This is a genomic window from Phenylobacterium sp., from assembly GCF_030680185.1.
Taxonomy (GTDB): Bacteria; Pseudomonadota; Alphaproteobacteria; order Caulobacterales; family Caulobacteraceae; genus Phenylobacterium.
In genome coordinates this window covers 1-19,745 of the sequence record NZ_JAUXVZ010000032.1, presented here as the reverse complement: position 1 = coordinate 19,745, position 19,745 = coordinate 1, and the positions used below count along the sequence as shown (strand labels likewise).

Genomic DNA, 19,745 nt, shown 5'->3' with positions numbered 1-19,745 from the left:
TTGAAAAACCTCCCTGTACGAAGCGTCGCCCGGCCTAGCCCGCCGCCGGGGCGTCGGGCTGCCGGTCTGGGTGGGCCGCCACAAAAGCGGGATGGGCCCGCGCCCGTTCGGCCGCAGCCCTTATCGCCGGATAGGGCGAAAGGTCCACCCCGAAGCGGTCGGCCGAATAGACCTGGGGGACCACGCAGCAGTCGGCCAGCCCCGGCTCGGCGCCATAGGCGAATCCCTGGCCGTGGCGAGCGATCATCGGCTCCAGGGCGTCGAAGCCCTCGGTCATCCAGCGCGCCACCCAGGCCTGCCGATCAGCCTCGCTGACCCCCAGGGCGGCCAGTTGCTGGTGGATGCGCAGATTGTTCAGGGGGTGGATGTCGCAGGCGATGATCCCGGCCATGGCGCGGACCACCTGACGGCCCGTGGGATCAGACGGAAGCAGCGGCGGCTCCGGATGCGTCTCGTCCAGCCACTCGATCAGCGCCAGGCTCTGGGTCATGGTGGCCTCGCCGTCGACCAGCATCGGGGTCAGACCCTGGGGATTTTGTGCGAGATAGGCGGCGGTGCGCTGCTCGCCCTTGGGCAGGTTGACGGGGATGTAGTCGTAGGCGAGGCCCTTGAGCGCCAGGGCGATCCGGACCCGGTAGGGGGCGGTGGCCCGCCAGGAACTGTAGAGGGTCAGCGCCATGTTCAGATCACCTTGAAACTGAGTTCGCCGACGCCATCCACCGCGCCGGCCACGAGGTCGCCCCGCACAATAGGCCCGACGCCTTCGGGCGTGCCGGTGAAGATCAGATCGCCGGGCGCGAGCCGCCACAGCTTCGAGGCCTGGGCGATGATCTCGGCCACGTTCCAGATCATGTCGGACACCTGGGCGTCCTGCCGCCACTGGCCGTTCACCGTCGCCGAGATTCGGCCCTGGGGCGGAGGCCCGCGCCAGCGGCGGATCGCCGAGATCGGGGCCGACTGGTCGAAGCCCTTGGAGGCGTCCCAGGGGTGGCCCTTGTCCTTGGCCACGGCCTGCAGGTCGCGGCGGGTCAGGTCGAAGCCGACGCCGTAGCCGAAGACCAGATCCAGCGCCTGATCCACCGCCACATCGGCGCCGCCGGCGCCAAGCGCCACCACCAGTTCGATCTCGTGGTGCAGGTCGGCGGTGGCCGACGGAAAGGCCACGTCGGCGCCGGGCGGCACGAGGGCGTCGGCCGGCTTGGCAAAGAAGAAGGGCGGATCGCGGTCGTCCCCGCCCATCTCCCGGCGATGGGCGGCGTAGTTGCGGCCAACGCAGAGAATACGGCGAACCGGAAACTGGGCCTCTTCGCCCACAACGGGAACGGCGGTGACGGGTGGCGGAGCCAGGACATATGCGGTCATGGTCAAGGCCGTACTCCCACCCCCGGCCAAAGAAAAGGCTCCCGCCAGAAGCGGGAGCCTGATCGTCGTCGGTTCGTAGGGTCTAGGCCGATCTAGTTCGCGTTGGCGAGCCGATCCCGCAGGGCCGTCGCCTGGTTCAGATGCTGCTGGATCGCGGGCGCGGTGGCCGCCGCAAAGGCCTGCAGGCCGGGCATGTCCCCGTCGCCGGCATAGCGCTGCATCAGGTTGAGGGCCTTCTGATGGGTCTCGACCTGGAGCTCCATATACTCCTTGTCGAAGTCAGCGGCCTCGGTCTCCCGCAGGTCGTTCAGTTCGTCGGTGACCTCTTCGTCGGCCGTGGTCGGCGGGGTGATCGGCTGGCCGGTGGCCGCGACGGCGGTCTTGAGGTCCGCCGTGGTCTGGGTGTGGGCGTCGATCATCATCTGAGCGAAGGCCTTGACCTCGGCGTTTTGGGCGCGCTCCAGGGCCAGTTGAGAGGACTGGATTTCCAGCATGTCGCTCTGGGCCGCCAGACGCACGAAGTCCGGGGCCGAAGCCTCGTCGGCCATGGTCGGAACGGTGGCGGTGGGGTTGGCGTCTGGGGTCACGCTTTCAGCCGGGGCGGTGGCGGACTGGTCAGCCGGCTGACCGCAGGCGGCGAGCGAAAGCGCGGCGATCGCGGCGCCCGCGATAAGCAGGTGGCGGGTCATGTGAACTCCTGAGACGTTGACAAATTCTGGCGTCGCGCCTGTCGATGCGACGGGGCTAAAACTCACGCGCTCGTGATCTGTTCCAAAGAAATGGGGAGAACCCTATGACCGACACCACCGCGAAAGGCGCCTTGGCGGGCCTCCGGGTCATCGAGATGGGCTCCCTGATCGCCGGGCCGTTCTGCGGCCAGATCCTGGGCGACTTCGGCGCCGAGGTGATCAAGCTGGAGGACCCGCGCACCGGCGATCCCATGCGCCAGTGGGGCCGCAGTCTGCCCAAGGGCCAGTCGCCCTGGTGGCCGGTGATCGGCCGCAACAAGAAGTCCGTCGGCCTCGATCTGCGCCAGCCGGAAGGTCAGGACCTGGCCCGTACGCTGATCGCGTCGGCCGACATCGTCATCGAAAACTTCCGCCCCGGGGCCATGGAAAAGTGGGGCCTGTCCTATGAGCGCCTTTCGGAGGGCAATCCTGGGCTGATCATGGCCAGGGTGTCGGGCTTCGGCCAGACCGGCCCCCTGTCGCACCGCGCGGGCTATGGCCTGATCGGCGAGGCCATGGGCGGGCTTCGCCACATCACCGGCGAACCGGACCGCCCGCCGGCCAGGGCCGGCATCTCCATCGGCGACAGCTTGGCGGCCATGCATGCGGCCATGGGCGTGATGATGGCCCTGCATTCCCGTCACGCGACCGGCAGGGGCCAGGTGGTGGACGCCGCCCTCTATGAGAGCGTGCTGGCGGTGATGGAGAACCTGATCACCGAATACGACCTCACCGGCTATGTGCGCGAGCGCTCAGGCTCGGTGCTGCCGGGGATCGCCCCGTCCAATGTCTACCCTTGCGCGGGCGGCGAGATGATCCTGATCGGCGGCAACGGCGATACGGTCTTCGCCCGCCTTTGCGAGGTGATGGGCCAGCCGGACCTGGCGCGGGACCCGCGATTCGCCAGCCATGCCGCCCGCGGCGAACGGCAGGGGGAACTGGACGATCTGATCAGCGCCTGGACGGCGACCTATAGTCTTGAGGACCTCCTGGCGCGCCTGGAGGAAAAGGGCGTGCCCTGCGGCCGCATCTATCGGGCGCCGGACATGCTGTCTGACCCCCACTTCGCCGCCCGGGAGGCCATCGTCACCCTGGAGCACCCCGTGTTCGGGCAGGTGAAGATGCAGAACGTCTTTCCCAAGCTGTCGGCGACGCCGGGCCAGGTGCGCTGGCCAGGGCCAGCCCTCGGCGCCCACACTGATGAGGTTCTGCAGAGCCTGGCTGGCCTGTCGCCTCAGGCGTTGGACGATCTCCGCGCGCGCGGCGTGATTTAGGCCCTAGACTTGGGGGCGTAGCAGGTCGGCCACAGCGGCCGTGACCTGGGTCACATCATAGGGTTTGCGGATCACCGGCGCGCCGAAGCCGCTGGGCGCTCCGCCCGCGTCGCCATAGCCGGTGGCGAACACGAAGGGCACGCCGCGCTCGGCCAGGATGTCGGCCACCGGGCTGACCGACAGGCCGTTGAGATTGGCGTCGAGGACCGCGGCGTCGATCTGCTGGTCCATCAGAGCCAGAGCCTCTTCCAGTTCGTAGGCGGGCCCGATGACGATGGCGCCGGCCTCCGACAGGCCGGTCTCGAGCTCCATGGCCAGAAGCGCGGCGTCCTCGACGATCAGCACCCGGGCGCCCGCCAGGTCCACCGGGCCGGCCGGGCCCGCGGCGGTTTCTGCGCTGCGCCGGCTCGGGGCCTCAGGCACCGTATCTGGGCGCGCCACCAGGGCCGCGGGGCCGGCCTCGAGCCTGGCCCGGGCGCCGGTGGAGGGAAATTCCAGGGAGGTGGTTCCATTCAGCTCGCGCCCGGTGACCTGGCTGAGCAGCGTGGTCCCGAACCCAGTCCGCAGAGGCGGAGCGGCCACCGGGCCGCCGGACTCCGTCCAGTCGAGGATGAAGCCGCCGTTCGGCGTTTCTCTCCAGGAGACCAGCACCTGGCCGGTCTCCACCGACAGGGCGCCATACTTCAGGGCGTTGGTGGCCAGCTCATGCAAGGCCAGCGACAGGGCGTTGGCCGCGCGCGGCGTGAGAAACAGATCGGGGCCTTCCCAGCGGGTCTGGCCAGGGGCGAGCCCCCCGAGTTCGGCCGCGGCCAGATGATCGATGGCCGCCCCGCGCCACCGGGCCGCCGTCAACAGCTCATTGGCCGAGCCCATCGACTTCAAACGGCCAGAAAAGGCCTGAAGAAAGCCCTCCATCGACGATGTCCGACGCGCCGTCTGCACCGCCAGGGCCTGGACGGTGGCCAACACATTCTTCACCCGGTGATCGATCTCGGCCATCAGGGCGTGGCGCTGGTCCTCCTCGACCTTGCGGGCCGTAATGTCCTCGACAATGCCAATGACGCCCTGGACCTCGCCGTGGTCGTCACGGATTCTCTGGCCCACGACCCGGAGCCAGACCTGAGGCAGGCCGGGGCGGGGGGCAGCCCGGCACTCGATCTCATAGCGGTCGTGAGCCTCGAACCCGGCGCGGATCTGGCCGAGGGTTTCCTCAAAGTCGTCAGGGTGGATACGGGGCCAGAGCGCCTTGCCGCCCTCGGCCGGCAGATAGCCGGCCTCGCCGCCCGTGATGGCCGCCATGCGCTCGCTGATCACATAGAAGTCGCCGGGCACATCGTACTGGAATTCCCCAAGGCCTGCCGCCTGGAGAGCCAGTTCGAGGTGCTCGATATCCAGGCGAGCGCGCCTTGCGTCTGCGACCATGAGGCAACCCTAGCGCCGCGATTGTGCCGAAGCGACAGGAACTGTGGAGGTATTGCTAAGTTTTGACCCAGGGTGGCCTGGAACCGGGAACCGCCCTGGCCTATGTCACGTTCAGGCAGAGCCCTGTGCGAGGCGTGCGGGGACCTCGAACCTGTGGAGAACCTTCATGACGAATGCTGCCGACCGAGCCACGAGCGAAGCCAAGGCGGCCGCCAGCTCCGCGGCCAACTCCGCCCAGGTGCTCGCTGACGACGCTCAGCGCACCTTCCGCGACGCCGCCAAGCATTTCGAACGCGCCGTGCAAGAGGGCGTTGAACAGATCCGCGCCCAGTCGCGCGCCTATGCCGACACGGCGGGCGAGCAGATCGAAGAGGCGCAGCGCTACGTCGTCGAACATGTGCGTGAACGTCCCCTGGCCGCGACCGGCGTCGCCGTCGGCGTCGGTGTGGTCATCGGGCTGTTGCTCGCCGGCGGTCGCCGTTGATCGAAAAGGCGCTCACCGCCGTCATCGGCCTCGCCGCAATCTGGGCATTGACCATGCTGTGCGTGAGCGCAGCTGGTTTTGCCCTGTTCGCTGTGCTGGCAGGGCCCCTGGGGCCGGCCGGAGCCGCCGGGGTCCTGGCGCTGGTCACCGGCCTGCTTCTCGGGGCCGTTGTGTTCGCCGTGCGCGGCAAGGGTCCGACCTTGCCCGTGCTGCAGGATGACGACAGCCTCACGGCTCGGGCCTTCGATCTGGCGCGCCAGCATCCGCTGGCGGCCGGCGCCGCCGGGCTTCTGGCGGTGCTGACGGCCGGCACTCTGGCGGTGAGAAACCCGAAGGTGATCGCCGCGGCCCTCAGCGCATTCCTCGCTGGCCGTACGGCAGGCCGACACTAGCTTTGCGCATCCCGCCAAGGGACCGCAATCGAAGCTCGACAGGCGCGTCCCTCAAGGGGGCGCGTCGCTTCACGTGACTAAACTTCGACCCCAAGGACCGCCATGTTCAAGCTCCCCGACCTGCCCTACGCCTACGACGCCCTGTCGCCGGTGATCTCCGCCGAAACCATGGGCTATCACCACGACAAGCACCACGCGAAGTACGTGGACACCCTCAACGACCTGCTGAAGGCCGCCGGCGAAAGCCCGGCCAGCCTCGAAGAGGTGGTCAAGGCCGCCGCGGGCGATCCGGCCAAGAAGAAGCTCTTCAACAACGCGGCCCAGACCTACAACCACACCTTCTTCTGGACCTGCATGATCGGCGAGAAGCAGACGCCCCAGGGCGATCTGGCCGCCGCCATCGACCGTGACTTCGGCGGCCTGGACAAGCTCAAGGAGGCCTTCGTCACCGAGTCGGTGAACCATTTCGCCTCGGGCTGGGGCTGGCTCGCCGCCGAGGGCGACAAGCTGAAGGTGCTATCCACCCATGACGCCGACGATCTGCTGACCCATCAGGGCCTGACGCCGCTGCTGACCTGCGACGTGTGGGAACATGCCTATTATCTGGATCACCAGAACGACCGGAAGGCCTTCGTGGAGGCCTGGTTCGACAACCTCCCCCACTGGACCTTCGCGGCCGCCCAGTACGACGCCGCCCGCGGCAAGGGCCAGGCCTGGCGCCACCCAGCGCCGGTGAACTAATCACGGGCTGGGAACAGCTTACAGTCAAGCACGTTGAAATCCCGCGGCCCTTCAGGTCGCGGGATTTTTCTTTGGCGGCGCGGTCGCCTCTTTGGAGAAACGTGGAAATGTTGAGCTGGGCTCTTGTCTTCCTGGTGGTCGCCCTGATTGCCGGCGTGCTTGGATTTACCTCGATCGCCGGCGCCGCCGTCGGCATCGCCAAGATTCTCTTCTTCGTCTTTCTGGTGCTGTTCGCCGTCTCGGCCATCATGCACATGGTGCGCGGCCGGCGCGTCTAGGCAGTCTTGAGCGCGTTTCGTCCCGATAGCCGGGTATCGGAACGCGCTCTAGCGCCGCCTGTCCAGGGACCACGTCCGGTGCGCCTCGAAACGCGAGCCGGACCAGGTCAAGGCCTTGATCCGGACCGCCTCTTCGTCCGCCTCGATCATGTTGAAGCTGGCCGGTATGCCCCGCTCGCGCACGGACAGCGTGCCGCAGCCGATCGCATAGGTCCGCCCATCCCCAAAAGCATAGGGCAGGGCGAAGGGCGCGTGGACATGTCCTGACAGAACCAGATCCACCCGCGCTTCGCTGAACGCCCTGGCGGCGTCCACCCCACCCCAGACCTTGGCCGTCATGGGGCCGCCGATCATCTCGGTCAGGGGGTGATGAACCGCAACGATCCGGAGGTGAGCTGGCGAAGCGCCATCGAGGAAGCTGACCGCCTCACGAACCTGGCTGCGGGCGATCTGGCCCTTGGACCAGTTCAGCCGCCACTGGGCGCCGCGGGCGGTGTTGATGCCAGCCACGGCCACGTGGTCATCCAGGTGCGCCTGGCTCCAGGCCGGCCCGATGATCCGCTCGAACCGCGAGAAGGGCGCAAAGATCCGTTCGATCCAGGCCAGATAGGGCGCGTCATGGTTGCCGGGCGTCACCAGCCAGGGGCGCGGCAGGGTTTCCATCCACGCCTTGGCCGCTTCGAGCTCGGCGACCTCTGCAAACCGGGTGATGTCGCCCGTGATCAGGGTGAGATCGGGCGGATCGGCCTGAATCATCTCGGTAGCCGCCTCGACGGCGGGCCGGTTCTCGTCACCGAAATGGACATCGGACAGCTGGGCGATACGGATCATGCGGCGTCCGGGTTCAGCACACTGGCGGCCACATCCCTCTCGGCCCCGGCCGGCTCGTCCGGCGGCGCCAGGACACGGGCCACGTGCGGCACGAAGGCCACCTCGGCCAGGGGCCCCAGTTGCACGCTTTCGCCGTCGAGGAGCGCCGGGATGCCCCGGGCGGCCCATACGCGGGCCTTCCGGCACAGGCCCAGATCCACCGCCGGATCGTCGCGCCAGTCGCCAACCGCCGCATGGAGGCCAAGTCGAAAGGCTTCCATGGCCCCATGCAGGTCGAGACCGGCGGCCTCCAAGGCTTGCTCGTCATCGGCCAGGCTGCGGCTGGCGGTCGGGCACATGAAGATGACGGCCTCGCCCTTCTCCCGCTGACCGTCGCCGATGACGTAGCGGAGCCGGCCCGAGAAGGCCCGGGACCAGGCGGTGCGCGCCCGTTCGATAGCCAGTCGCGCCTTGCCCTCGCGCATGGCCTCGCGCGCCGGCGCCCACAGGGCTGGCGCGCCGAGGATGGCGGCCACCAGGAACAGCTTGCCGTCCACCGTGCCGCCGGCCAGGGGCCGTTCGACACCATTGTCGAGAATATCGACCAGCGCCTCCTGCCACGGCCGGGCGCCATAGATGGCGTGGGGCAGCATGTTCATGGTGCCCCCTGCCAGGGGCGCGAACAGCGGTCCCTCGGGCCCGCACATCTCCGCCGCGCTCCGCGCCGTGCCATCGCCGGCGACCACCGCAAGGAGGTCCGGCCCTGCGTCCAGCGCGCTGCGCAGGCAGGATTCCAGATCGCCCGAGGACGAGGCGCAGACGCGGGATGTCACGTCATAGCGTGACAGGATGTCCGTGGCCTCGTCAGGGGCGTTCTTCGAGACGCTGCCTGAGGCGAGATTGAGGACGACCTCGATCTTCCGAACACCCTTGATCACCGTCGCGCCTAAAGGTCTTGGTCAGACGGGGCAGGCTCGGCCGCCGTCGAGGGGTCGGTATTGGTCTGGAGATCGCGGCCGGCCCCGCTGAGGGCTGCGCCGGCGTCGTCTGCGGCGGCGCGCAAGGCCGGCTCGGCGCGGTCAGCGGCCACCGCCAGTTTCTGATCGACGACCCTGCCGCCCTCGCCAAACGAGCCGTACCAGGCCGCCACGCCGAGAACGACGCCGCCTGCCAGAACCACCACGCCGATCATCAGATTGCGAATCGGATGGCTGTGGCGGCGACGTTCTTCGCGCCGGCCCTCCGCCAGGCCCCGCTCATAGGCCCGTTCCAGATCCCGCGGATCCACCACCATCGGCTCGATAGCTTCAGCAGGAATGCCGTCGCGGTCACGTCGTCCAAATCGAGGCCACATTCTGGGCGCTCCATTGTTTATCTGCGGTCAAGCTAACGGCGGGCGCCGACGCCGGTTCCCACCCTTGGCCGCGGCGATGACTAAGCGGAGCCTGATGGTCGGGAACCTGACCAAGAGGACCGGCGTTTGATGTCTGGCACAAGCTCAAGGAGAGCCTGAAATGATGAAGTCTCTGATTGCTGTCGCGGGCGCGGGCCTGCTGGCCGCAGCCTGCACCTCAACCGGAACTGTGGAACGCAACGCCGCGGGCGGCGCGGCCCTGGGCGCCCTCGCCGGCGCCGTGATCGGCAACAATGTCGGATCGGGCAGCGCGGCCACTGGCGCGGCCATCGGCGCTGTCGCTGGCGGCGCGGCTGGCGCCTATAAGGGCTGTCGGGAAGACGGCGGCTGCGGCGCCAATGTCCCCAATCGCCGCCAGTACTATGATGAGCGCGCCGGCCGCTACTACTTCTACGACTCGGCCAGCCAGCGCTACTATTGGGAAGATGGCCAGCCCCGCTATTGATCAGCGCGGCGATCGCCAAAGAAAGAGAGCGGCCAGGACTCCTGGCCGCTCTTTTCGTTTATGGCTCTAGATAATGAAGCGCGGCTGGCGCGCAAATGGGGTGAACAAGATGATGGTTCGGCAAGGATCTGGGCTGCGGATCGTGACCTTAGGGGCGCTGCTGGCGCTTGGCGGCTGCGAGGCCTGGCCAAACCGGCCGCTCGTGGAAGACGTCCGTTGCGCCGATGTGAGCGCCGAAATCTATTTCCAGGCTGATTCCGCCAATCTGGGGGCGGACGCCGAACAACTGATCCGCGCGGCCGCCGATCAGGCGCAGGGCTGCACGGTCACCCGCGTGGATGTGCTGGGACTGGCTGACGCGCCAGGTTCGGCCAGCGCCAACCTCGCCCTGTCGCAGGAACGCGCCAAGGCTGTCACGGCCGCCCTGGCCGCCGCCCGCCTGCCGGCCGCCCAGTTTCATGTGCAAGCCGCTGGTGACGCCGGCGCCGTGACGCCTGAGGGACTGGCCCAACCCATGCGCCGCCGGGTCGACATTGTCCTGCGTCTGGCTGCGCCCAGTAGCTGAGACGCCAGGGCGGCCGAAAGCCGCCCTACACCCATGGCCCCCACGCCAAAGGCCCGCACGCCAAAGGAAAGGCGGATCTCAGGAGATCCGCCGAGTGGCATTATCGAGAAAAAGGGGGGTGCGGAGGCGGCAGGCCAGCCTTGGGAGGCCAGCCTCAAGTCGGGGGGGGCGTCGCCGCCTCCGCAGGATAATAAACTCGGCGCGCCGACCTCCGTTCCCGCCCGACATCGATTTTTTTCATTCTCCCCGCCCAAACCGGGTCAGAGGAAAACGAGCGCCACAAGCGGCGCCATTCGAGGAACGCCCCCGCACCCCCTGCGTTGATCTGGTGAGGCGAAGCACAGGCTTCGCGCGACCATGGAAGGGGCAGGACATGATCAGACGAAGTGAAGCTGCGCAGACCGGTTCGTCCCGGGCCGCCACGCTTTCGCACCGCGACCAGGCGCGCCAGAGCCGCCTCATGGCGGTGGTTTCCATCGCAGCGATGGCCAGCGCCATCGCGCTTCTGAGCGGCATGACGGCCCAGGCCGATGCGCCCGTCGTCCCCGCCAGCATCTTCAACACATAAAGAATAGGAGAGCCCCGTGGCTGACTCCCCCGCCAATCCAGAAACCAAATTGCCGGCGACCCCTGCCCGACAGGGCGCGCTGGGCAAACCCGTGCTGCTTGTTCTCGTGGTCTCGACCGCCTTGGCCGGCATTGCGCTGATCAGCGCCTGGCTGTTCCGCGCCGACGATCTGGCCGAGGTTGAGCCGCACGCCGGCCGACAAACCACGGACGCCACGACCTTCCAGCAGGATGCGCCCGCGCCGATCCAGAACCCGGCCCCGGACAACCAGAACCCCGCTCCTGCAAACTGATCCTGCCTTAACCGCCACGCGAAAGGGCCGCTGGATATCCAGCGGCCCTTTTTCGTATGCGAAGGTCTCAGGCCAGCTTGAGCGCTACACCACAGACTGGCCACGGATGGCGCGCACCACAAAGCTCGCCACCAGCAGGACCAGAAACAGCACGAACAGAATCTTGGCGATGGTGGCCGCAAGCCCAGCCAGACCCATGAACCCTAGATAGCCGGCCGCCAGGGCCAAGACTGCAAATACGATCGCCCAACCCAGCATGGCGTGGTCCTTCGAGATGATTGATCGGGCGCAAACGCCCTTTCGAACCCAACGCCCTCGAAGCGCCACCGTTCCCTCCGCCCGGTCGCCCGGACGGAGGTGGGAGGGTGTCCCGGCCTCGTCTCTAGGCGGCGGCCTTGGCCTTACGGCGCGGATGGAAGAACAGCGCCTGGCCGATCGCCGCCTTCACCGTTTCCGGCTGGAAGGGCTTGGTGATCAGGAAGGTCGGCTCCGGACGTTCGCCGGTCAGAAGGCGCTCCGGGAAGGCGGTGATGAAGATCACCGGCACATCCAGCTCGGCCAGGATGTCCTTCACCGCGTCGATGCCCGACGACCCATCGGCCAGTTGGATGTCGGCCAGGACCAGGCCCGGGCGACTGCGGCTCACCGCGTCCACCGCCTCAGTGCGCGTGGCGGCGATATCGACCACGGTATGACCGAGCTCCTTCACCAGCGCCTCGATGTCGGCGGCGATGACCGGTTCGTCCTCGATGATGAGGACTTCGGTAGCCAGTTCGGCGTCGATCTCGGCCTGCGCCTCGGCGATGAGGCCCTCGACCTCCTCGAACCGCGCACCCAGGATCTGGGCCGTCTCGCTGGGGGTGAACCCTTCGAGGGCGGTGAGCAGGAAGGCCTGGCGTGAGCGCGGCGCGATCCGCATCAGGCGGGAATTGGCGTCCTCGTCGGCGGCGTCCTCGCCACTGCGCGCTTCGAGCTGCGCGCCGGTGGAGCACCAGATGGTGTGGAACACGTGATAAAGAGCCACCCGCGGCGTGAGGTTGGCCTCAAGCACCTTCTCGCCCGCCGCCAGCGCTTCGAGCGCGACGCGGACATAGTGGTCGCCCGTAGTTTGATCGCCGGTGAGCGCACGCGCATAGCGCCGGACATACGGCAGATGCGGCGCCAGTCGGGCTAGAAGACTCAATGACCCCTCCCGTAGAGACAAGAACAGACACGCGGCAGCGTCCTTTGCGACCGCGCTTCATCCATCATCGGCATAAAACGCAAAGGAAGGGAACCGGTTCCGCCCCCGATACGTTTTCGACATTCACACAGCAGGTTCCCTATATAGAGGCCGTTGGGAACTGGACGGGGGGGCCGGTCGTTTGAGCGATCAGAATGACAATATGAAGGGGCGTCCGCTCCAAGATCCGGACGCCGGGGATATGATCGAACAGCAATCGCAACATCCTTCCTCGGGTTCCGAAGCGAACGCCGCGGCCCTCGATGAGGCCCGCCTGCGGCAGCAGGCGATCGGCGTGCGTCTTCGTCAGATGTTCGACGAGGTGGTCAACGAGCCGGTGCCCGACGATTTTCTCGAGATCCTGCGTCGCGCCGACAAGTCGGCGGAGCAGGGCTGATGATCGACCGTAGCCCGCGAGATCCCGCCCTCGACGAAGCCTTCAAGGTCGAGCTGGTCACCCTCATTCCGCACCTGCGCGCCTTTGCACGCACCCTCTGTGGCGACGCGACCGCCGCCGACGATCTGGCCCAGGACGCCATGATGAAGGCCTGGGACGCCCGATCCAGCTTCCAGATGGGCACGAACATGAAGGCCTGGACCTTCATGATCCTGCGCAACCAGTTCTATTCCGAAAAGCGCCGGTCCTGGCGTCAGAGCCAGCTCGATCAGGAGGCCGCCGAGCGGACCCTGGTCGCGGTCGATGATCCCGAGGCGCCGGTGGCCCTGGACGAACTTCGCCTCAGCCTGGGCATGTTGCCCCCTGAGCAGCGAGAGGCGCTGATCCTCGTCGGCGCCGGCGGCTTCGCATATGAAGAAGCGGCCGAGATCTGCGGGGTGGCTGTCGGCACGGTGAAGAGCCGCGTAAGCCGGGCGCGCAAGGCCCTGCAATCCATCCTCGAAGACGGCGCCTATGACCGCGATGGCGGTGCGGCAGGCGACGCGATGCGGTCGATCCTGGCCGACGCCGAGCGACTCAGCACCGTCCGCTGAGCGCCCAGGGGGCGGCGCCTTGAACACTGATCCATGGGCTTCGCTCAGCACCATTCGGGTAAGGCTGATCGCAGCCATGGCTGCGGCCCTGCTGCCCATCCTGATGCTGGGGGCGGTGCAGACCGCCGTGGCTTTCAATCGTGAGGCCGAGCTTCTGCGCGAGAGCCTGGGTTCGGCGGCCCAGCGCAGCGCCGCCGACGCCCGCGCCCGCATGGAATCGGCCGACATCCTGCTGGAAACCCTGGCGCCAGGCTCGGTAGGCTTCGCCTGCGCCCGGCGGCTGGCCGAAGTGACCGCCAGAATCCCGGGCTATGACAATCTCATCCGGTTCGACCGGAACGGCCGGGTGGCCTGCGCGGCGGGCACCGTGCCCAGCGATCCTGGCCGCAGCGAGCGGCCCTGGTTTGCGCAACTGCGCACGGTCGACGACATGATCATCACCCGCGACCCGGGGGTGAGCTATTCCGATCAGCCGGCCCTGGTGGCCGCTGTGCCGGCGCGCAACGCCGCCGGCGAGTTCGATGGCGCCCTGGCCGCGGTGATCGCCCTGTCCAGCCTTCAGCCTGGCAGAGCAGCCTCAGCCCTGCCCGAGGGCGCCGAGGTCGCTCTGGTGGACAATGCCGGCCGCTATCTCAGCATGACGAACGCCGGCGCCTTCGCGCCCCCGCCGAAGGACTGGCTGGCCCGGACGCGGTCGGCGGGCTCCTATGTCTGGTACGCCCAGGCCGGCGGCGAGCGGCGCGTTCATATCGCCGCCCCCCTGGTCGGCGAGAGCCTCTTCGTCATCCTCTCGGCCCAGTCACCCAGCCTGTTTTCCTGGGCGCGGTTGAACCCGCTGACCGGCCTTGTCCTGCCGCTCATGACCTTCGTGGTCGTGCTGGTCACCGTCTTCATCGCCGCCGATCGCGTGGTGGTGAGATGGCTGATCTATCTGCAACGGATCGCCGCCCTCTATGCCCGCGGTCGGCTGACCGTGCGCCCGGCCCGGGCCGAGGACATGCCGGCCGAAATCCGCGACCTGGCCGAAACCCTGGAAGACATGGCCGACGCCATTGTCGGGCGCGACGCCTCCCTGCGGGATTCCCTGGCCCAGAAGGACGCGCTCCTGCGGGAGATCCATCACCGGGTGAAGAACAACCTGCAGGTCATTTCCAGTCTGCTCAGCATGCAGCAGCGGGCCCTGTCGGATCCGGGCGCCCGCGCGGCGATGTCCGACACGCGCCAGCGGATCTCGGCCCTGGCCCTGGTCTATCGCGCCCTCTACCAGGGTCCCGACCTCAAGCGGGTCGATCTCCGCCCCTTCCTTGAGGAACTCACCGCCCAGCTGGTGGCCGGCGAGTCCATGCGCGGCCCCCCCGTCAGGACCGAACTTCATGCCGACGCCTTGATGATCGATCCCGATCGCCTGGCGCCCCTGGCCCTGTTCGCCGTCGAGGCCATCACCAACGCCCAGAAGCACGCCTTCGCCGATCGGGGCGGCACGCTCAGCGTCGATTTCCGGACGGCCAACGGCGAAGCGGTGCTGGAGATCGCTGACGATGGTGTCGCCACCGAACAGGCCCTGGCCGGGACCGGCGTCGGCCGCACACTGATGACCGCCTTCGCCCGGCAATTACGCGGCGCCGCCGAGGTGCTGAGAAACGCCTCGGGCGGCGTCACCGTGCGCCTGGTCTTCCCGACGCCGCCGCCTGAGGCGATGGAGGACACCGAACGGAACCAAGCTGTAGCCTGAACGTTGGATCACCGACGCAGACAAGCCTCACAATGGAGCCTCCCACAATGCGCAAGATTTTCCTTCTCGCCGCCCTGACCGCCAGCCTCGGCATGACCGCCTGCAACACCATCTCTGGCGCTGGTCAGGACGTGGGCGCGGCGGGCGACGCGGTGACCCGCACCGCTGAAGACGCCAAGAACTAAGAAACAGGCCACACGCGCGGGAGCTATGCCCTGCGCGGTCCAAGAGAGAAGGCCCCGCCCGGCGAACGCCGTGGCGGGGCCTCTTTTTTTGGGTGCAAGCCTAGAGCCTGATGTGTGAGCGCGTTTCGTGACGATAGCCGGTCCAGCCTATCGAAACGCGCTCTAGGCTGCGGCCCTGGCGTTTGCGGGGGATCGGAAGACGCCCGCCTGCTCGGCGGCCTTCAGCCCCTGGGCCTCGAGAACCTGGGCCTCATGGGTTCCTACGACCAGGTAGGCGCCCGGATTCAGAGCGGCCGTCAGGTTTTCGATCACCCGCTGTTGGGCCGGTTCGATCATCGTTTCCAGAACGTGGCGACAGAAGATCACGTCGAATCCCCGGACCCGCGACAGGTCGCCGATCAGGTTCAGTCGCCGCCAGCGGATCGCCTGACGGATGCGGGGCGAGATCACCCAGGCGTCGTCGATCTTGTCGAAATGGCGAACCAGGCTGCGGATCGGCAGGCCCCTCTGAACCTCGAATTGGGTGTAGAGGCCGCTCTGGGCCTTTTCCAGGGCGCGCTCCGACAGGTCGGAGCCGAAAATTTCGAACTGGGCCGCCGGGTGGTCGCCCGCCATCTCGTCCACCAGCATGGCCAGGGAGTGCACCTCCTGGCCCGTGGCGCAGGCGGCGCTCCAGATGCGGATCGGCTGGTCGCCCCGTCGACGGACCAGGTCCGGCGCCAGGTCATCACGGAACAGATTGAAGAGCGCCTGGTCGCGAAAGAAGCTGGTGTCGCCGGCGGCCATGGCTTCCACGATGGCCCAGATCAACCGATCTTCCCGCCGCGTGCGCAGGCCAGATATCAGGTCGGCGATGCTGTCGAAACCTTCGCGGCGGGCCACGGGGCCCAGGCGGGTCTCAAGAAGATAGTCTTTGGCCGGATCAACCTGCTGGCCTGAACGGGCCGCGCAGAGCTGGGCGACGAGATCGCGATCCTCGGGCTTCATACCAGGCCTGCCTGGGCGAACTTGGCCGCCACGATCTCGCTGTCGAAGGGCTTCATGATGTACTCGTCGGCCCCGCTCTCCAGCGCCTCGCGAATGGCGGCCAACTCGTTCTCGACGGTGCAGAACACCACCTTGGGCGCGCCGCCGCCGGGCTCCATCCTCAGGCCACGCAGGAATTCGAGGCCGTTCATCACCGGCATGTTCCAGTCGAGCAGGACCACGTCGGGCATGGCCGTGCGACACCAGGCCAGCGCCTCGGCGCCATCGGCGGCCTCGGCGATATCGAAGCCGAGATCCTCCAGGATCCTGCGCGCGACCTTCCGGATCACCCGGCTGTCATCGACGATGAGGCAAGTCCTCAACCGAATACTCCCAATATGAGAGCCCGAGTTGTCGCGCCCTCCTGGTTAAGGAGCCGTATGGTTTTGGGAGATCACCCGGATCGAGCGCCCGATTTGGGGGCAGACTCAGCTGGACGGCAGCGTGGCGGCGAAGGTGATCTTTTCTTCGTCCGCCTCGGCGAACACCCGGCCGGACGCCTCGGCGACGAACAGGTGGACGTAATAGGCCTGCACCCAATGGCCGTGCATCATGCCGTCCGGCAGCTTCTCGCCGGCCAGGCCCGCAGCGATGTCCGGCCGCAGCCGGGCCTTGGGTCCGATAGCCTCCACGGCGATCACCGTGGCCCCGCCATCATGAACCGCCTGCAGGCGGGCCTTGCCACCGAGGGGAAGCGCCGCGCCGGCCAGCTGGGCCAGGTTCAGGGCTGTGCGGGCCGACGCCTTGTCGAGGGACGCAGCCTCGACCGCCCATTCGAGCTCGGCCCGCTGATGCCGGAAAACCCCCTGGGCCAGGGCTTCCAGATCGCGGGGGTCGAAGGTTTCCGCAGAGGCCGAAGCGCCGAACGCCACGCGGGTGAAGGCCAGCATCTCCGCCAGTTTGCGGCCCGAGGCCGCGATCAGGCCCATGGCGTCCTCGCGCATGTCCTGGGCGTCCGGATCTTCCAGCAGGTCGAGACCCGAGACGATGGCGCTCACCGGACTGATGAAGTCGTGACACATCCGCGCCGCCAGATAGGCGGCGATCTGGGCGGCGCCCGGCGTGGCGTCAACCGCGGCGGACTGGGATTCGGCGGAGGGGGAAACGTCTGTCATCGCGCCTTGAGACTGGCGTGATTTGGGCCTGGCTGAACAGGAAAAGCAGGGGCTCAGATCGACTTTTCGAACGCCCAGGGCGCATCCGGCGGCGAGAGGCGCGTCGGCGTCTTGTAGACGTCCTGAGGTGGCTCAACCCCGATGGCCATTTGCGAGGCGCCCGTTTGCGGCGACAGATGGACCGCAAGATAACCCGCAAATCCCGCAAAGAAGGCGAAGACCGCAACCCACATGAAGACCCGCAACGGGGCCTGGGATCGATTTCCGTGGGCGGGGATGCTCTCCATGAATCCCTAACTCGGACGACGCGCCCGGGGTTGCGAGCCTGAGGCGATTTCGTGGCGTGATCTTTCGGACGGCTCTTGTTGCGAATTATTCGCATTGCCTTACCGATTGGGTCGTTCTAATAACGACTCGCAACTGGACGCGCCCGCCGCCCCCGCGGGCGCCCAGAACGTCCCCTCTTGGCGCTTCCTCCCCGCCAGGCTTCGCCCCGCCCGGCTCCCCGCCTGGGCGGGGCCCTTTTTCACCCCGGCCCCCGGCTGGCTCACACCCAATAGGCCGCGCGGTCGCACGCGAAGGCGGCTGTAAAATCGGCCAGATTGGGTTCATAACCCGGGGTCAGGTTCAAGACGTCGCAGATCAAGGAGGCCCGCCATGGCTCTGGATTCCGGTGAGACCCCAAAGACCTTCAGCTGGGAGGATCCTCTGGATCTGATCTCGCGGCTTTCGGAAGACGAGCGCATGATCTGGGAGGCGGCCCGCGCCTATGCCCGCGACAAGCTCCTGCCGCGGGTGGTGTCGGCCTATGCCGAGGAACGCTTCGACCGCGAGATCATGAGCGAAATGGGCGCCCTGGGCTTTCTGGGCGCCACCATTCCGGAAGAATACGGCGGCGCCGGCGTCAATCATGTGGCCTATGGCCTGATCGCCCGCGAGATCGAGGCGGTGGATTCCGGCTATCGCTCGGCCATGAGCGTCCAGTCCTCGCTGGTCATGTATCCGATCTACGCCTTCGGCTCCGAGGCCCAGAAGCAGAAGTACCTGCCCGGCATGGCGCGGGGCCAGATCATCGGCTGCTTTGGCCTGACCGAGGCCGACGGCGGGTCTGATCCGGCCTCCATGCGGACGGTCGCCAGGAAGGTGGACGGCGGCTTCGTGCTGAATGGCGCCAAGATGTGGATCACCAACAGCCCGATCAGCGATGTGGCCCTGGTCTGGGCCAAGCTGGACGGGGTGATCCGCGGCTTCCTGGTAGACCGCGGCTCCGAGGGCCTGACGACGCCGAAGATCAACAACAAGCTGTCTCTGCGCGCCTCGGTGACCGGCGAGATCGCGCTGGCCGACGTGTTCGTGCCCGAGGATCAGATGCTGCCTGGCGTCACCGGCCTGCGCGGTCCGTTCTCATGCCTGAACAAGGCGCGCTACGGCATCGCCTGGGGCGCCATGGGCGCGGCGGAATTCTGCCTGCACGCCAGCCGCGACTATGTGGCCAGCCGCCAGGTGTTCGGAAAGCCGCTGGCCGCCCGCCAGCTGGTCCAGAAGAAGCTGGCCGACATGCAGACCGAGATCGCGCTGGGTTATGAGGGCGCCCTGGCGCTCGGCCGTCTGATCGACCAGGGCGCCTGGGTCCCCGAAGCCATCAGCCTGATGAAGCGCAACAACTGCGGCAAGGCCCTGGCCATCGCCCGCGAGGCCCGCGACATCCATGGCGGCAACGGCATCAGCGGCGAGTACCACGTCATGCGGCACGCGGCGAACCTCGAGACCGTCAACACCTACGAGGGCGCCCACGACGTTCACGCCCTGATCCTCGGCCGCGCCATCACGGGTGAAAACGCCTTCTAGGCGAGGGCCACGGCGCCAATGGCGGTCCCGGGCGTTCTCCATGGACGCCTCGGGAGCCTCCATGTCCGACAGTCCACGCACCCTCGACGACGTCATTCTTTGCGTCTGCGACACCGCCGCCGCCTCCGACGGCAAGGTCAGCCTGGAAGAGGTCCGTGACGCCATCGGCGGGCGGGCCTATGGGCCGTTGCTGTTCATGGCCGGCCTGATCACCATGACGCCGGTCAGCGCCGTGCCTGGCGTGCCGACGCTGCTGGCCTTCACGGTCGTCCTGATCGCCGGCCAGATGCTGGTCGGCTGCGAGACCGTATGGCTGCCCCGTTGGCTGCTCAAGCTGAAGATCAAGGGCGCCAGCCTGGAAAAGGGCGCGCGCAGCGCCCGCCGACCCGCCCAGTTCATCGATCGCCTGATCCGCCCGCGCATGACCGGCATGACCGAAGGCGTGGGCCGCAAGGGCGTGGCTCTGGTCTGTATCCTCGTGGGCGTGCTGACGCCCCCGCTCGAGCTGATCCCGTTCTCCACCGCCATTCCAGCGGCGACGATCACGGTCTTCGGACTCGGGCTGACGGCCCGCGATGGCGTCGTGGTGCTGGCGGCCCTCAGCGCCGGGCTGATGGCCATAGGGTTGGTGGCGTGGGCGGTGGTGGCTTAGCGGGTGGGCGTGTGTTGAACGCGAAAACGCCCGCGGGGCTTTTGGCCATGCGGGCGTTATCTGGATGTTTGGGTGCGGGGACAGGATTTGAACCTGTGACCTTCAGGTTATGAGCCTGACGAGCTACCGGGCTGCTCCACCCCGCGGCAGATGTGTTGGCGCGCTGAGGTGCGCCATGTGTGCTGGCAAGGGTGATCTGA

28 protein-coding genes and 1 tRNA gene are annotated in these 19,745 nt (G+C 67.6%); 15 read left to right on the top strand and 14 right to left on the bottom strand.

Annotated elements, in window-relative coordinates; genetic code table 11:
• Positions 1-34: 34 nt before the first annotated feature.
• The 3 genes from maiA to Q8L83_RS07045 all read right to left on the bottom strand — a co-directional run bounded on the left by maiA (position 35) and on the right by Q8L83_RS07045 (position 2,051).
• Positions 35-679 (bottom strand): maleylacetoacetate isomerase, encoded by a 645-nt coding sequence (gene maiA / locus Q8L83_RS07055; protein ID WP_305285618.1) that lies wholly within the window; start codon positions 677-679, stop codon positions 35-37.
• A 2-nt stretch (positions 680-681) separates the two neighbouring features.
• Positions 682-1,362 carry a fumarylacetoacetate hydrolase family protein gene (locus Q8L83_RS07050; protein ID WP_305285745.1) on the bottom strand — a complete coding sequence of 227 codons (681 nt, stop codon included), beginning with the start codon at positions 1,360-1,362 and terminating at the stop codon, positions 682-684.
• Positions 1,363-1,454: 92 nt separating this feature from the next.
• Positions 1,455-2,051, bottom strand: coding sequence for a DUF4142 domain-containing protein (locus Q8L83_RS07045; RefSeq protein WP_305285617.1), 597 nt, complete (start codon positions 2,049-2,051; stop codon positions 1,455-1,457).
• Positions 2,052-2,155: 104 nt separating this feature from the next.
• Between Q8L83_RS07045 and Q8L83_RS07040 the strand changes: the two genes are divergently transcribed.
• Positions 2,156-3,364 (top strand): CaiB/BaiF CoA-transferase family protein, encoded by a 1,209-nt coding sequence (locus tag Q8L83_RS07040; RefSeq protein WP_305285616.1) that lies wholly within the window; start codon positions 2,156-2,158, stop codon positions 3,362-3,364.
• Positions 3,365-3,367: 3 nt separating this feature from the next.
• Here the strand turns inward: Q8L83_RS07040 and Q8L83_RS07035 are convergent, their stop codons facing one another.
• A complete protein-coding gene (locus Q8L83_RS07035; RefSeq protein ID WP_305285615.1) occupies positions 3,368-4,786 on the bottom strand; it encodes an HWE histidine kinase domain-containing protein in 1,419 nt (472 codons plus the stop codon).
• Positions 4,787-4,952: 166 nt separating this feature from the next.
• Between Q8L83_RS07035 and Q8L83_RS07030 the strand changes: the two genes are divergently transcribed.
• The 4 genes from Q8L83_RS07030 to Q8L83_RS07015 all read left to right on the top strand — a co-directional run bounded on the left by Q8L83_RS07030 (position 4,953) and on the right by Q8L83_RS07015 (position 6,681).
• Positions 4,953-5,270 (top strand): hypothetical protein, encoded by a 318-nt coding sequence (locus Q8L83_RS07030; protein ID WP_305285614.1) that lies wholly within the window; start codon positions 4,953-4,955, stop codon positions 5,268-5,270.
• Complete coding sequence (locus Q8L83_RS07025) at positions 5,267-5,662, top strand: hypothetical protein (protein ID WP_305285613.1); 396 nt, start codon at positions 5,267-5,269, stop codon at positions 5,660-5,662. The genes Q8L83_RS07030 and Q8L83_RS07025 overlap by 4 nt, the downstream gene beginning before the upstream one ends.
• A gap of 102 nt (positions 5,663-5,764) precedes the next feature.
• A complete protein-coding gene (locus Q8L83_RS07020) occupies positions 5,765-6,403 on the top strand; it encodes a superoxide dismutase (protein WP_305285612.1) in 639 nt (212 codons plus the stop codon).
• Between the two features lie 107 nt (positions 6,404-6,510).
• Positions 6,511-6,681, top strand: coding sequence for a DUF1328 domain-containing protein (locus Q8L83_RS07015; RefSeq protein WP_305285611.1), 171 nt, complete (start codon positions 6,511-6,513; stop codon positions 6,679-6,681).
• Positions 6,682-6,729: 48 nt separating this feature from the next.
• Here the strand turns inward: Q8L83_RS07015 and Q8L83_RS07010 are convergent, their stop codons facing one another.
• Genes Q8L83_RS07010 through Q8L83_RS07000 form a run of 3 tightly spaced genes read right to left on the bottom strand, consistent with a single transcriptional unit; the run spans position 6,730 to position 8,845 of the window.
• Positions 6,730-7,512: a metallophosphoesterase gene (locus Q8L83_RS07010; protein ID WP_305285610.1), complete on the bottom strand. Its 783-nt coding sequence runs from the start codon at positions 7,510-7,512 to the stop codon at positions 6,730-6,732.
• Positions 7,509-8,429 carry a diacylglycerol kinase family protein gene (locus Q8L83_RS07005; RefSeq protein WP_305285609.1) on the bottom strand — a complete coding sequence of 307 codons (921 nt, stop codon included), beginning with the start codon at positions 8,427-8,429 and terminating at the stop codon, positions 7,509-7,511. Before Q8L83_RS07005 ends, Q8L83_RS07010 begins: the two co-directional genes overlap by 4 nt.
• An 8-nt stretch (positions 8,430-8,437) precedes the next feature.
• Entirely contained in the window at positions 8,438-8,845 is a 408-nt protein-coding gene (locus Q8L83_RS07000) for a hypothetical protein (RefSeq protein WP_305285608.1), read from the bottom strand.
• A gap of 160 nt (positions 8,846-9,005) precedes the next feature.
• Between Q8L83_RS07000 and Q8L83_RS06995 the strand changes: the two genes are divergently transcribed.
• The 4 genes from Q8L83_RS06995 to Q8L83_RS06980 all read left to right on the top strand — a co-directional run bounded on the left by Q8L83_RS06995 (position 9,006) and on the right by Q8L83_RS06980 (position 10,775).
• A complete protein-coding gene (locus Q8L83_RS06995; RefSeq protein ID WP_304754709.1) occupies positions 9,006-9,350 on the top strand; it encodes a YMGG-like glycine zipper-containing protein in 345 nt (114 codons plus the stop codon).
• Between the two features lie 109 nt (positions 9,351-9,459).
• On the top strand, positions 9,460-9,915 hold the full coding sequence (locus Q8L83_RS06990) for an OmpA family protein (RefSeq protein WP_305285607.1): 456 nt from the start codon (positions 9,460-9,462) through the stop codon (positions 9,913-9,915).
• A 373-nt stretch (positions 9,916-10,288) separates the two neighbouring features.
• Positions 10,289-10,483, top strand: coding sequence for a hypothetical protein (locus Q8L83_RS06985; protein ID WP_305285606.1), 195 nt, complete (start codon positions 10,289-10,291; stop codon positions 10,481-10,483).
• A 16-nt stretch (positions 10,484-10,499) separates the two neighbouring features.
• The gene (locus tag Q8L83_RS06980; protein ID WP_305285605.1) at positions 10,500-10,775 is read left to right on the top strand and encodes a hypothetical protein; all 276 of its coding nucleotides are present in this window, start codon (positions 10,500-10,502) and stop codon (positions 10,773-10,775) included.
• An 84-nt stretch (positions 10,776-10,859) separates the two neighbouring features.
• Here Q8L83_RS06980 and Q8L83_RS06975 read toward each other — a convergent pair whose 3' ends face one another.
• Positions 10,860-11,033, bottom strand: coding sequence for a DUF1328 domain-containing protein (locus Q8L83_RS06975; protein ID WP_305285604.1), 174 nt, complete (start codon positions 11,031-11,033; stop codon positions 10,860-10,862).
• Between the two features lie 124 nt (positions 11,034-11,157).
• The gene (locus tag Q8L83_RS06970) at positions 11,158-11,958 is read right to left on the bottom strand and encodes a response regulator (RefSeq protein ID WP_305285603.1); all 801 of its coding nucleotides are present in this window, start codon (positions 11,956-11,958) and stop codon (positions 11,158-11,160) included.
• A gap of 241 nt (positions 11,959-12,199) precedes the next feature.
• On the opposite strand from Q8L83_RS06970, the gene Q8L83_RS06965 reads away from it, so the two are divergent.
• The 4 genes from Q8L83_RS06965 to Q8L83_RS06950 all read left to right on the top strand — a co-directional run bounded on the left by Q8L83_RS06965 (position 12,200) and on the right by Q8L83_RS06950 (position 14,904).
• Positions 12,200-12,394, top strand: coding sequence for a NepR family anti-sigma factor (locus Q8L83_RS06965; RefSeq protein WP_305285744.1), 195 nt, complete (start codon positions 12,200-12,202; stop codon positions 12,392-12,394).
• On the top strand, positions 12,394-12,987 hold the full coding sequence (locus Q8L83_RS06960) for a sigma-70 family RNA polymerase sigma factor (RefSeq protein ID WP_305285602.1): 594 nt from the start codon (positions 12,394-12,396) through the stop codon (positions 12,985-12,987). The genes Q8L83_RS06965 and Q8L83_RS06960 overlap by 1 nt, the downstream gene beginning before the upstream one ends.
• 76 nt (positions 12,988-13,063) lie before the next feature.
• Positions 13,064-14,719, top strand: coding sequence for a sensor histidine kinase (locus tag Q8L83_RS06955; RefSeq protein ID WP_305285601.1), 1,656 nt, complete (start codon positions 13,064-13,066; stop codon positions 14,717-14,719).
• A 47-nt stretch (positions 14,720-14,766) separates the two neighbouring features.
• On the top strand, positions 14,767-14,904 hold the full coding sequence (locus Q8L83_RS06950) for an entericidin A/B family lipoprotein (protein ID WP_305285600.1): 138 nt from the start codon (positions 14,767-14,769) through the stop codon (positions 14,902-14,904).
• A gap of 162 nt (positions 14,905-15,066) precedes the next feature.
• Here Q8L83_RS06950 and Q8L83_RS06945 read toward each other — a convergent pair whose 3' ends face one another.
• The 4 genes from Q8L83_RS06945 to Q8L83_RS06930 all read right to left on the bottom strand — a co-directional run bounded on the left by Q8L83_RS06945 (position 15,067) and on the right by Q8L83_RS06930 (position 17,332).
• Positions 15,067-15,891, bottom strand: coding sequence for a protein-glutamate O-methyltransferase CheR (locus Q8L83_RS06945; RefSeq protein ID WP_305285599.1), 825 nt, complete (start codon positions 15,889-15,891; stop codon positions 15,067-15,069).
• A complete protein-coding gene (locus Q8L83_RS06940) occupies positions 15,888-16,253 on the bottom strand; it encodes a PleD family two-component system response regulator (protein ID WP_305285598.1) in 366 nt (121 codons plus the stop codon). The genes Q8L83_RS06945 and Q8L83_RS06940 overlap by 4 nt, the downstream gene beginning before the upstream one ends.
• Positions 16,254-16,358: 105 nt before the next feature.
• Entirely contained in the window at positions 16,359-17,045 is a 687-nt protein-coding gene (gene chpT / locus Q8L83_RS06935; RefSeq protein WP_305285597.1) for a histidine phosphotransferase ChpT, read from the bottom strand.
• 53 nt (positions 17,046-17,098) lie between these two features.
• On the bottom strand, positions 17,099-17,332 hold the full coding sequence (locus Q8L83_RS06930) for a hypothetical protein (protein ID WP_305285596.1): 234 nt from the start codon (positions 17,330-17,332) through the stop codon (positions 17,099-17,101).
• A gap of 370 nt (positions 17,333-17,702) precedes the next feature.
• On the opposite strand from Q8L83_RS06930, the gene Q8L83_RS06925 reads away from it, so the two are divergent.
• Both Q8L83_RS06925 and Q8L83_RS06920 read left to right on the top strand, forming a co-directional pair.
• A complete protein-coding gene (locus Q8L83_RS06925) occupies positions 17,703-18,893 on the top strand; it encodes an acyl-CoA dehydrogenase (RefSeq protein WP_305285595.1) in 1,191 nt (396 codons plus the stop codon).
• Positions 18,894-18,954: 61 nt separating this feature from the next.
• Entirely contained in the window at positions 18,955-19,545 is a 591-nt protein-coding gene (locus Q8L83_RS06920; RefSeq protein ID WP_305285594.1) for an exopolysaccharide biosynthesis protein, read from the top strand.
• A gap of 69 nt (positions 19,546-19,614) precedes the next feature.
• On the opposite strand, the gene Q8L83_RS06915 is transcribed toward Q8L83_RS06920, so the two are convergent.
• Positions 19,615-19,691, bottom strand: a tRNA-Met gene (locus Q8L83_RS06915).
• Between the last annotated feature and the right edge of the window lie 54 nt (positions 19,692-19,745).

What these genes read in the sequence shown, in the direction of transcription:
- Q8L83_RS06995 (WP_304754709.1), top strand. Translation starts at nt 9,006, where the DNA reads ATGATGAAGTCTCTGATTGCTGTCGCGGGCGCGGGCCTGCTGGCCGCA.
- Q8L83_RS06990 (WP_305285607.1), top strand. Translation starts at nt 9,460, where the DNA reads ATGATGGTTCGGCAAGGATCTGGGCTGCGGATCGTGACCTTAGGGGCG.
- maiA (WP_305285618.1), bottom strand. Translation starts at nt 679, where the DNA reads ATGGCGCTGACCCTCTACAGTTCCTGGCGGGCCACCGCCCCCTACCGG.
- Q8L83_RS06950 (WP_305285600.1), top strand. Translation starts at nt 14,767, where the DNA reads ATGCGCAAGATTTTCCTTCTCGCCGCCCTGACCGCCAGCCTCGGCATG.
- Q8L83_RS07050 (WP_305285745.1), bottom strand. Translation starts at nt 1,362, where the DNA reads ATGACCGCATATGTCCTGGCTCCGCCACCCGTCACCGCCGTTCCCGTT.
- Q8L83_RS06920 (WP_305285594.1), top strand. Translation starts at nt 18,955, where the DNA reads ATGTCCGACAGTCCACGCACCCTCGACGACGTCATTCTTTGCGTCTGC.
- Q8L83_RS07030 (WP_305285614.1), top strand. Translation starts at nt 4,953, where the DNA reads ATGACGAATGCTGCCGACCGAGCCACGAGCGAAGCCAAGGCGGCCGCC.
- Q8L83_RS06960 (WP_305285602.1), top strand. Translation starts at nt 12,394, where the DNA reads ATGATCGACCGTAGCCCGCGAGATCCCGCCCTCGACGAAGCCTTCAAG.
- Q8L83_RS06955 (WP_305285601.1), top strand. Translation starts at nt 13,064, where the DNA reads ATGGCTGCGGCCCTGCTGCCCATCCTGATGCTGGGGGCGGTGCAGACC.
- Q8L83_RS07015 (WP_305285611.1), top strand. Translation starts at nt 6,511, where the DNA reads ATGTTGAGCTGGGCTCTTGTCTTCCTGGTGGTCGCCCTGATTGCCGGC.
- Q8L83_RS06985 (WP_305285606.1), top strand. Translation starts at nt 10,289, where the DNA reads ATGATCAGACGAAGTGAAGCTGCGCAGACCGGTTCGTCCCGGGCCGCC.
- Q8L83_RS07010 (WP_305285610.1), bottom strand. Translation starts at nt 7,512, where the DNA reads ATGATCCGTATCGCCCAGCTGTCCGATGTCCATTTCGGTGACGAGAAC.
- Q8L83_RS06975 (WP_305285604.1), bottom strand. Translation starts at nt 11,033, where the DNA reads ATGCTGGGTTGGGCGATCGTATTTGCAGTCTTGGCCCTGGCGGCCGGC.
- Q8L83_RS06925 (WP_305285595.1), top strand. Translation starts at nt 17,703, where the DNA reads ATGGCTCTGGATTCCGGTGAGACCCCAAAGACCTTCAGCTGGGAGGAT.
- Q8L83_RS07035 (WP_305285615.1), bottom strand. Translation starts at nt 4,786, where the DNA reads ATGGTCGCAGACGCAAGGCGCGCTCGCCTGGATATCGAGCACCTCGAA.
- Q8L83_RS06930 (WP_305285596.1), bottom strand. Translation starts at nt 17,332, where the DNA reads ATGGAGAGCATCCCCGCCCACGGAAATCGATCCCAGGCCCCGTTGCGG.
- Q8L83_RS07045 (WP_305285617.1), bottom strand. Translation starts at nt 2,051, where the DNA reads ATGACCCGCCACCTGCTTATCGCGGGCGCCGCGATCGCCGCGCTTTCG.
- Q8L83_RS06965 (WP_305285744.1), top strand. Translation starts at nt 12,200, where the DNA reads ATGATCGAACAGCAATCGCAACATCCTTCCTCGGGTTCCGAAGCGAAC.
- Q8L83_RS07000 (WP_305285608.1), bottom strand. Translation starts at nt 8,845, where the DNA reads ATGTGGCCTCGATTTGGACGACGTGACCGCGACGGCATTCCTGCTGAA.
- Q8L83_RS07040 (WP_305285616.1), top strand. Translation starts at nt 2,156, where the DNA reads ATGACCGACACCACCGCGAAAGGCGCCTTGGCGGGCCTCCGGGTCATC.
- chpT (WP_305285597.1), bottom strand. Translation starts at nt 17,045, where the DNA reads ATGACAGACGTTTCCCCCTCCGCCGAATCCCAGTCCGCCGCGGTTGAC.
- Q8L83_RS07020 (WP_305285612.1), top strand. Translation starts at nt 5,765, where the DNA reads ATGTTCAAGCTCCCCGACCTGCCCTACGCCTACGACGCCCTGTCGCCG.
- Q8L83_RS06945 (WP_305285599.1), bottom strand. Translation starts at nt 15,891, where the DNA reads ATGAAGCCCGAGGATCGCGATCTCGTCGCCCAGCTCTGCGCGGCCCGT.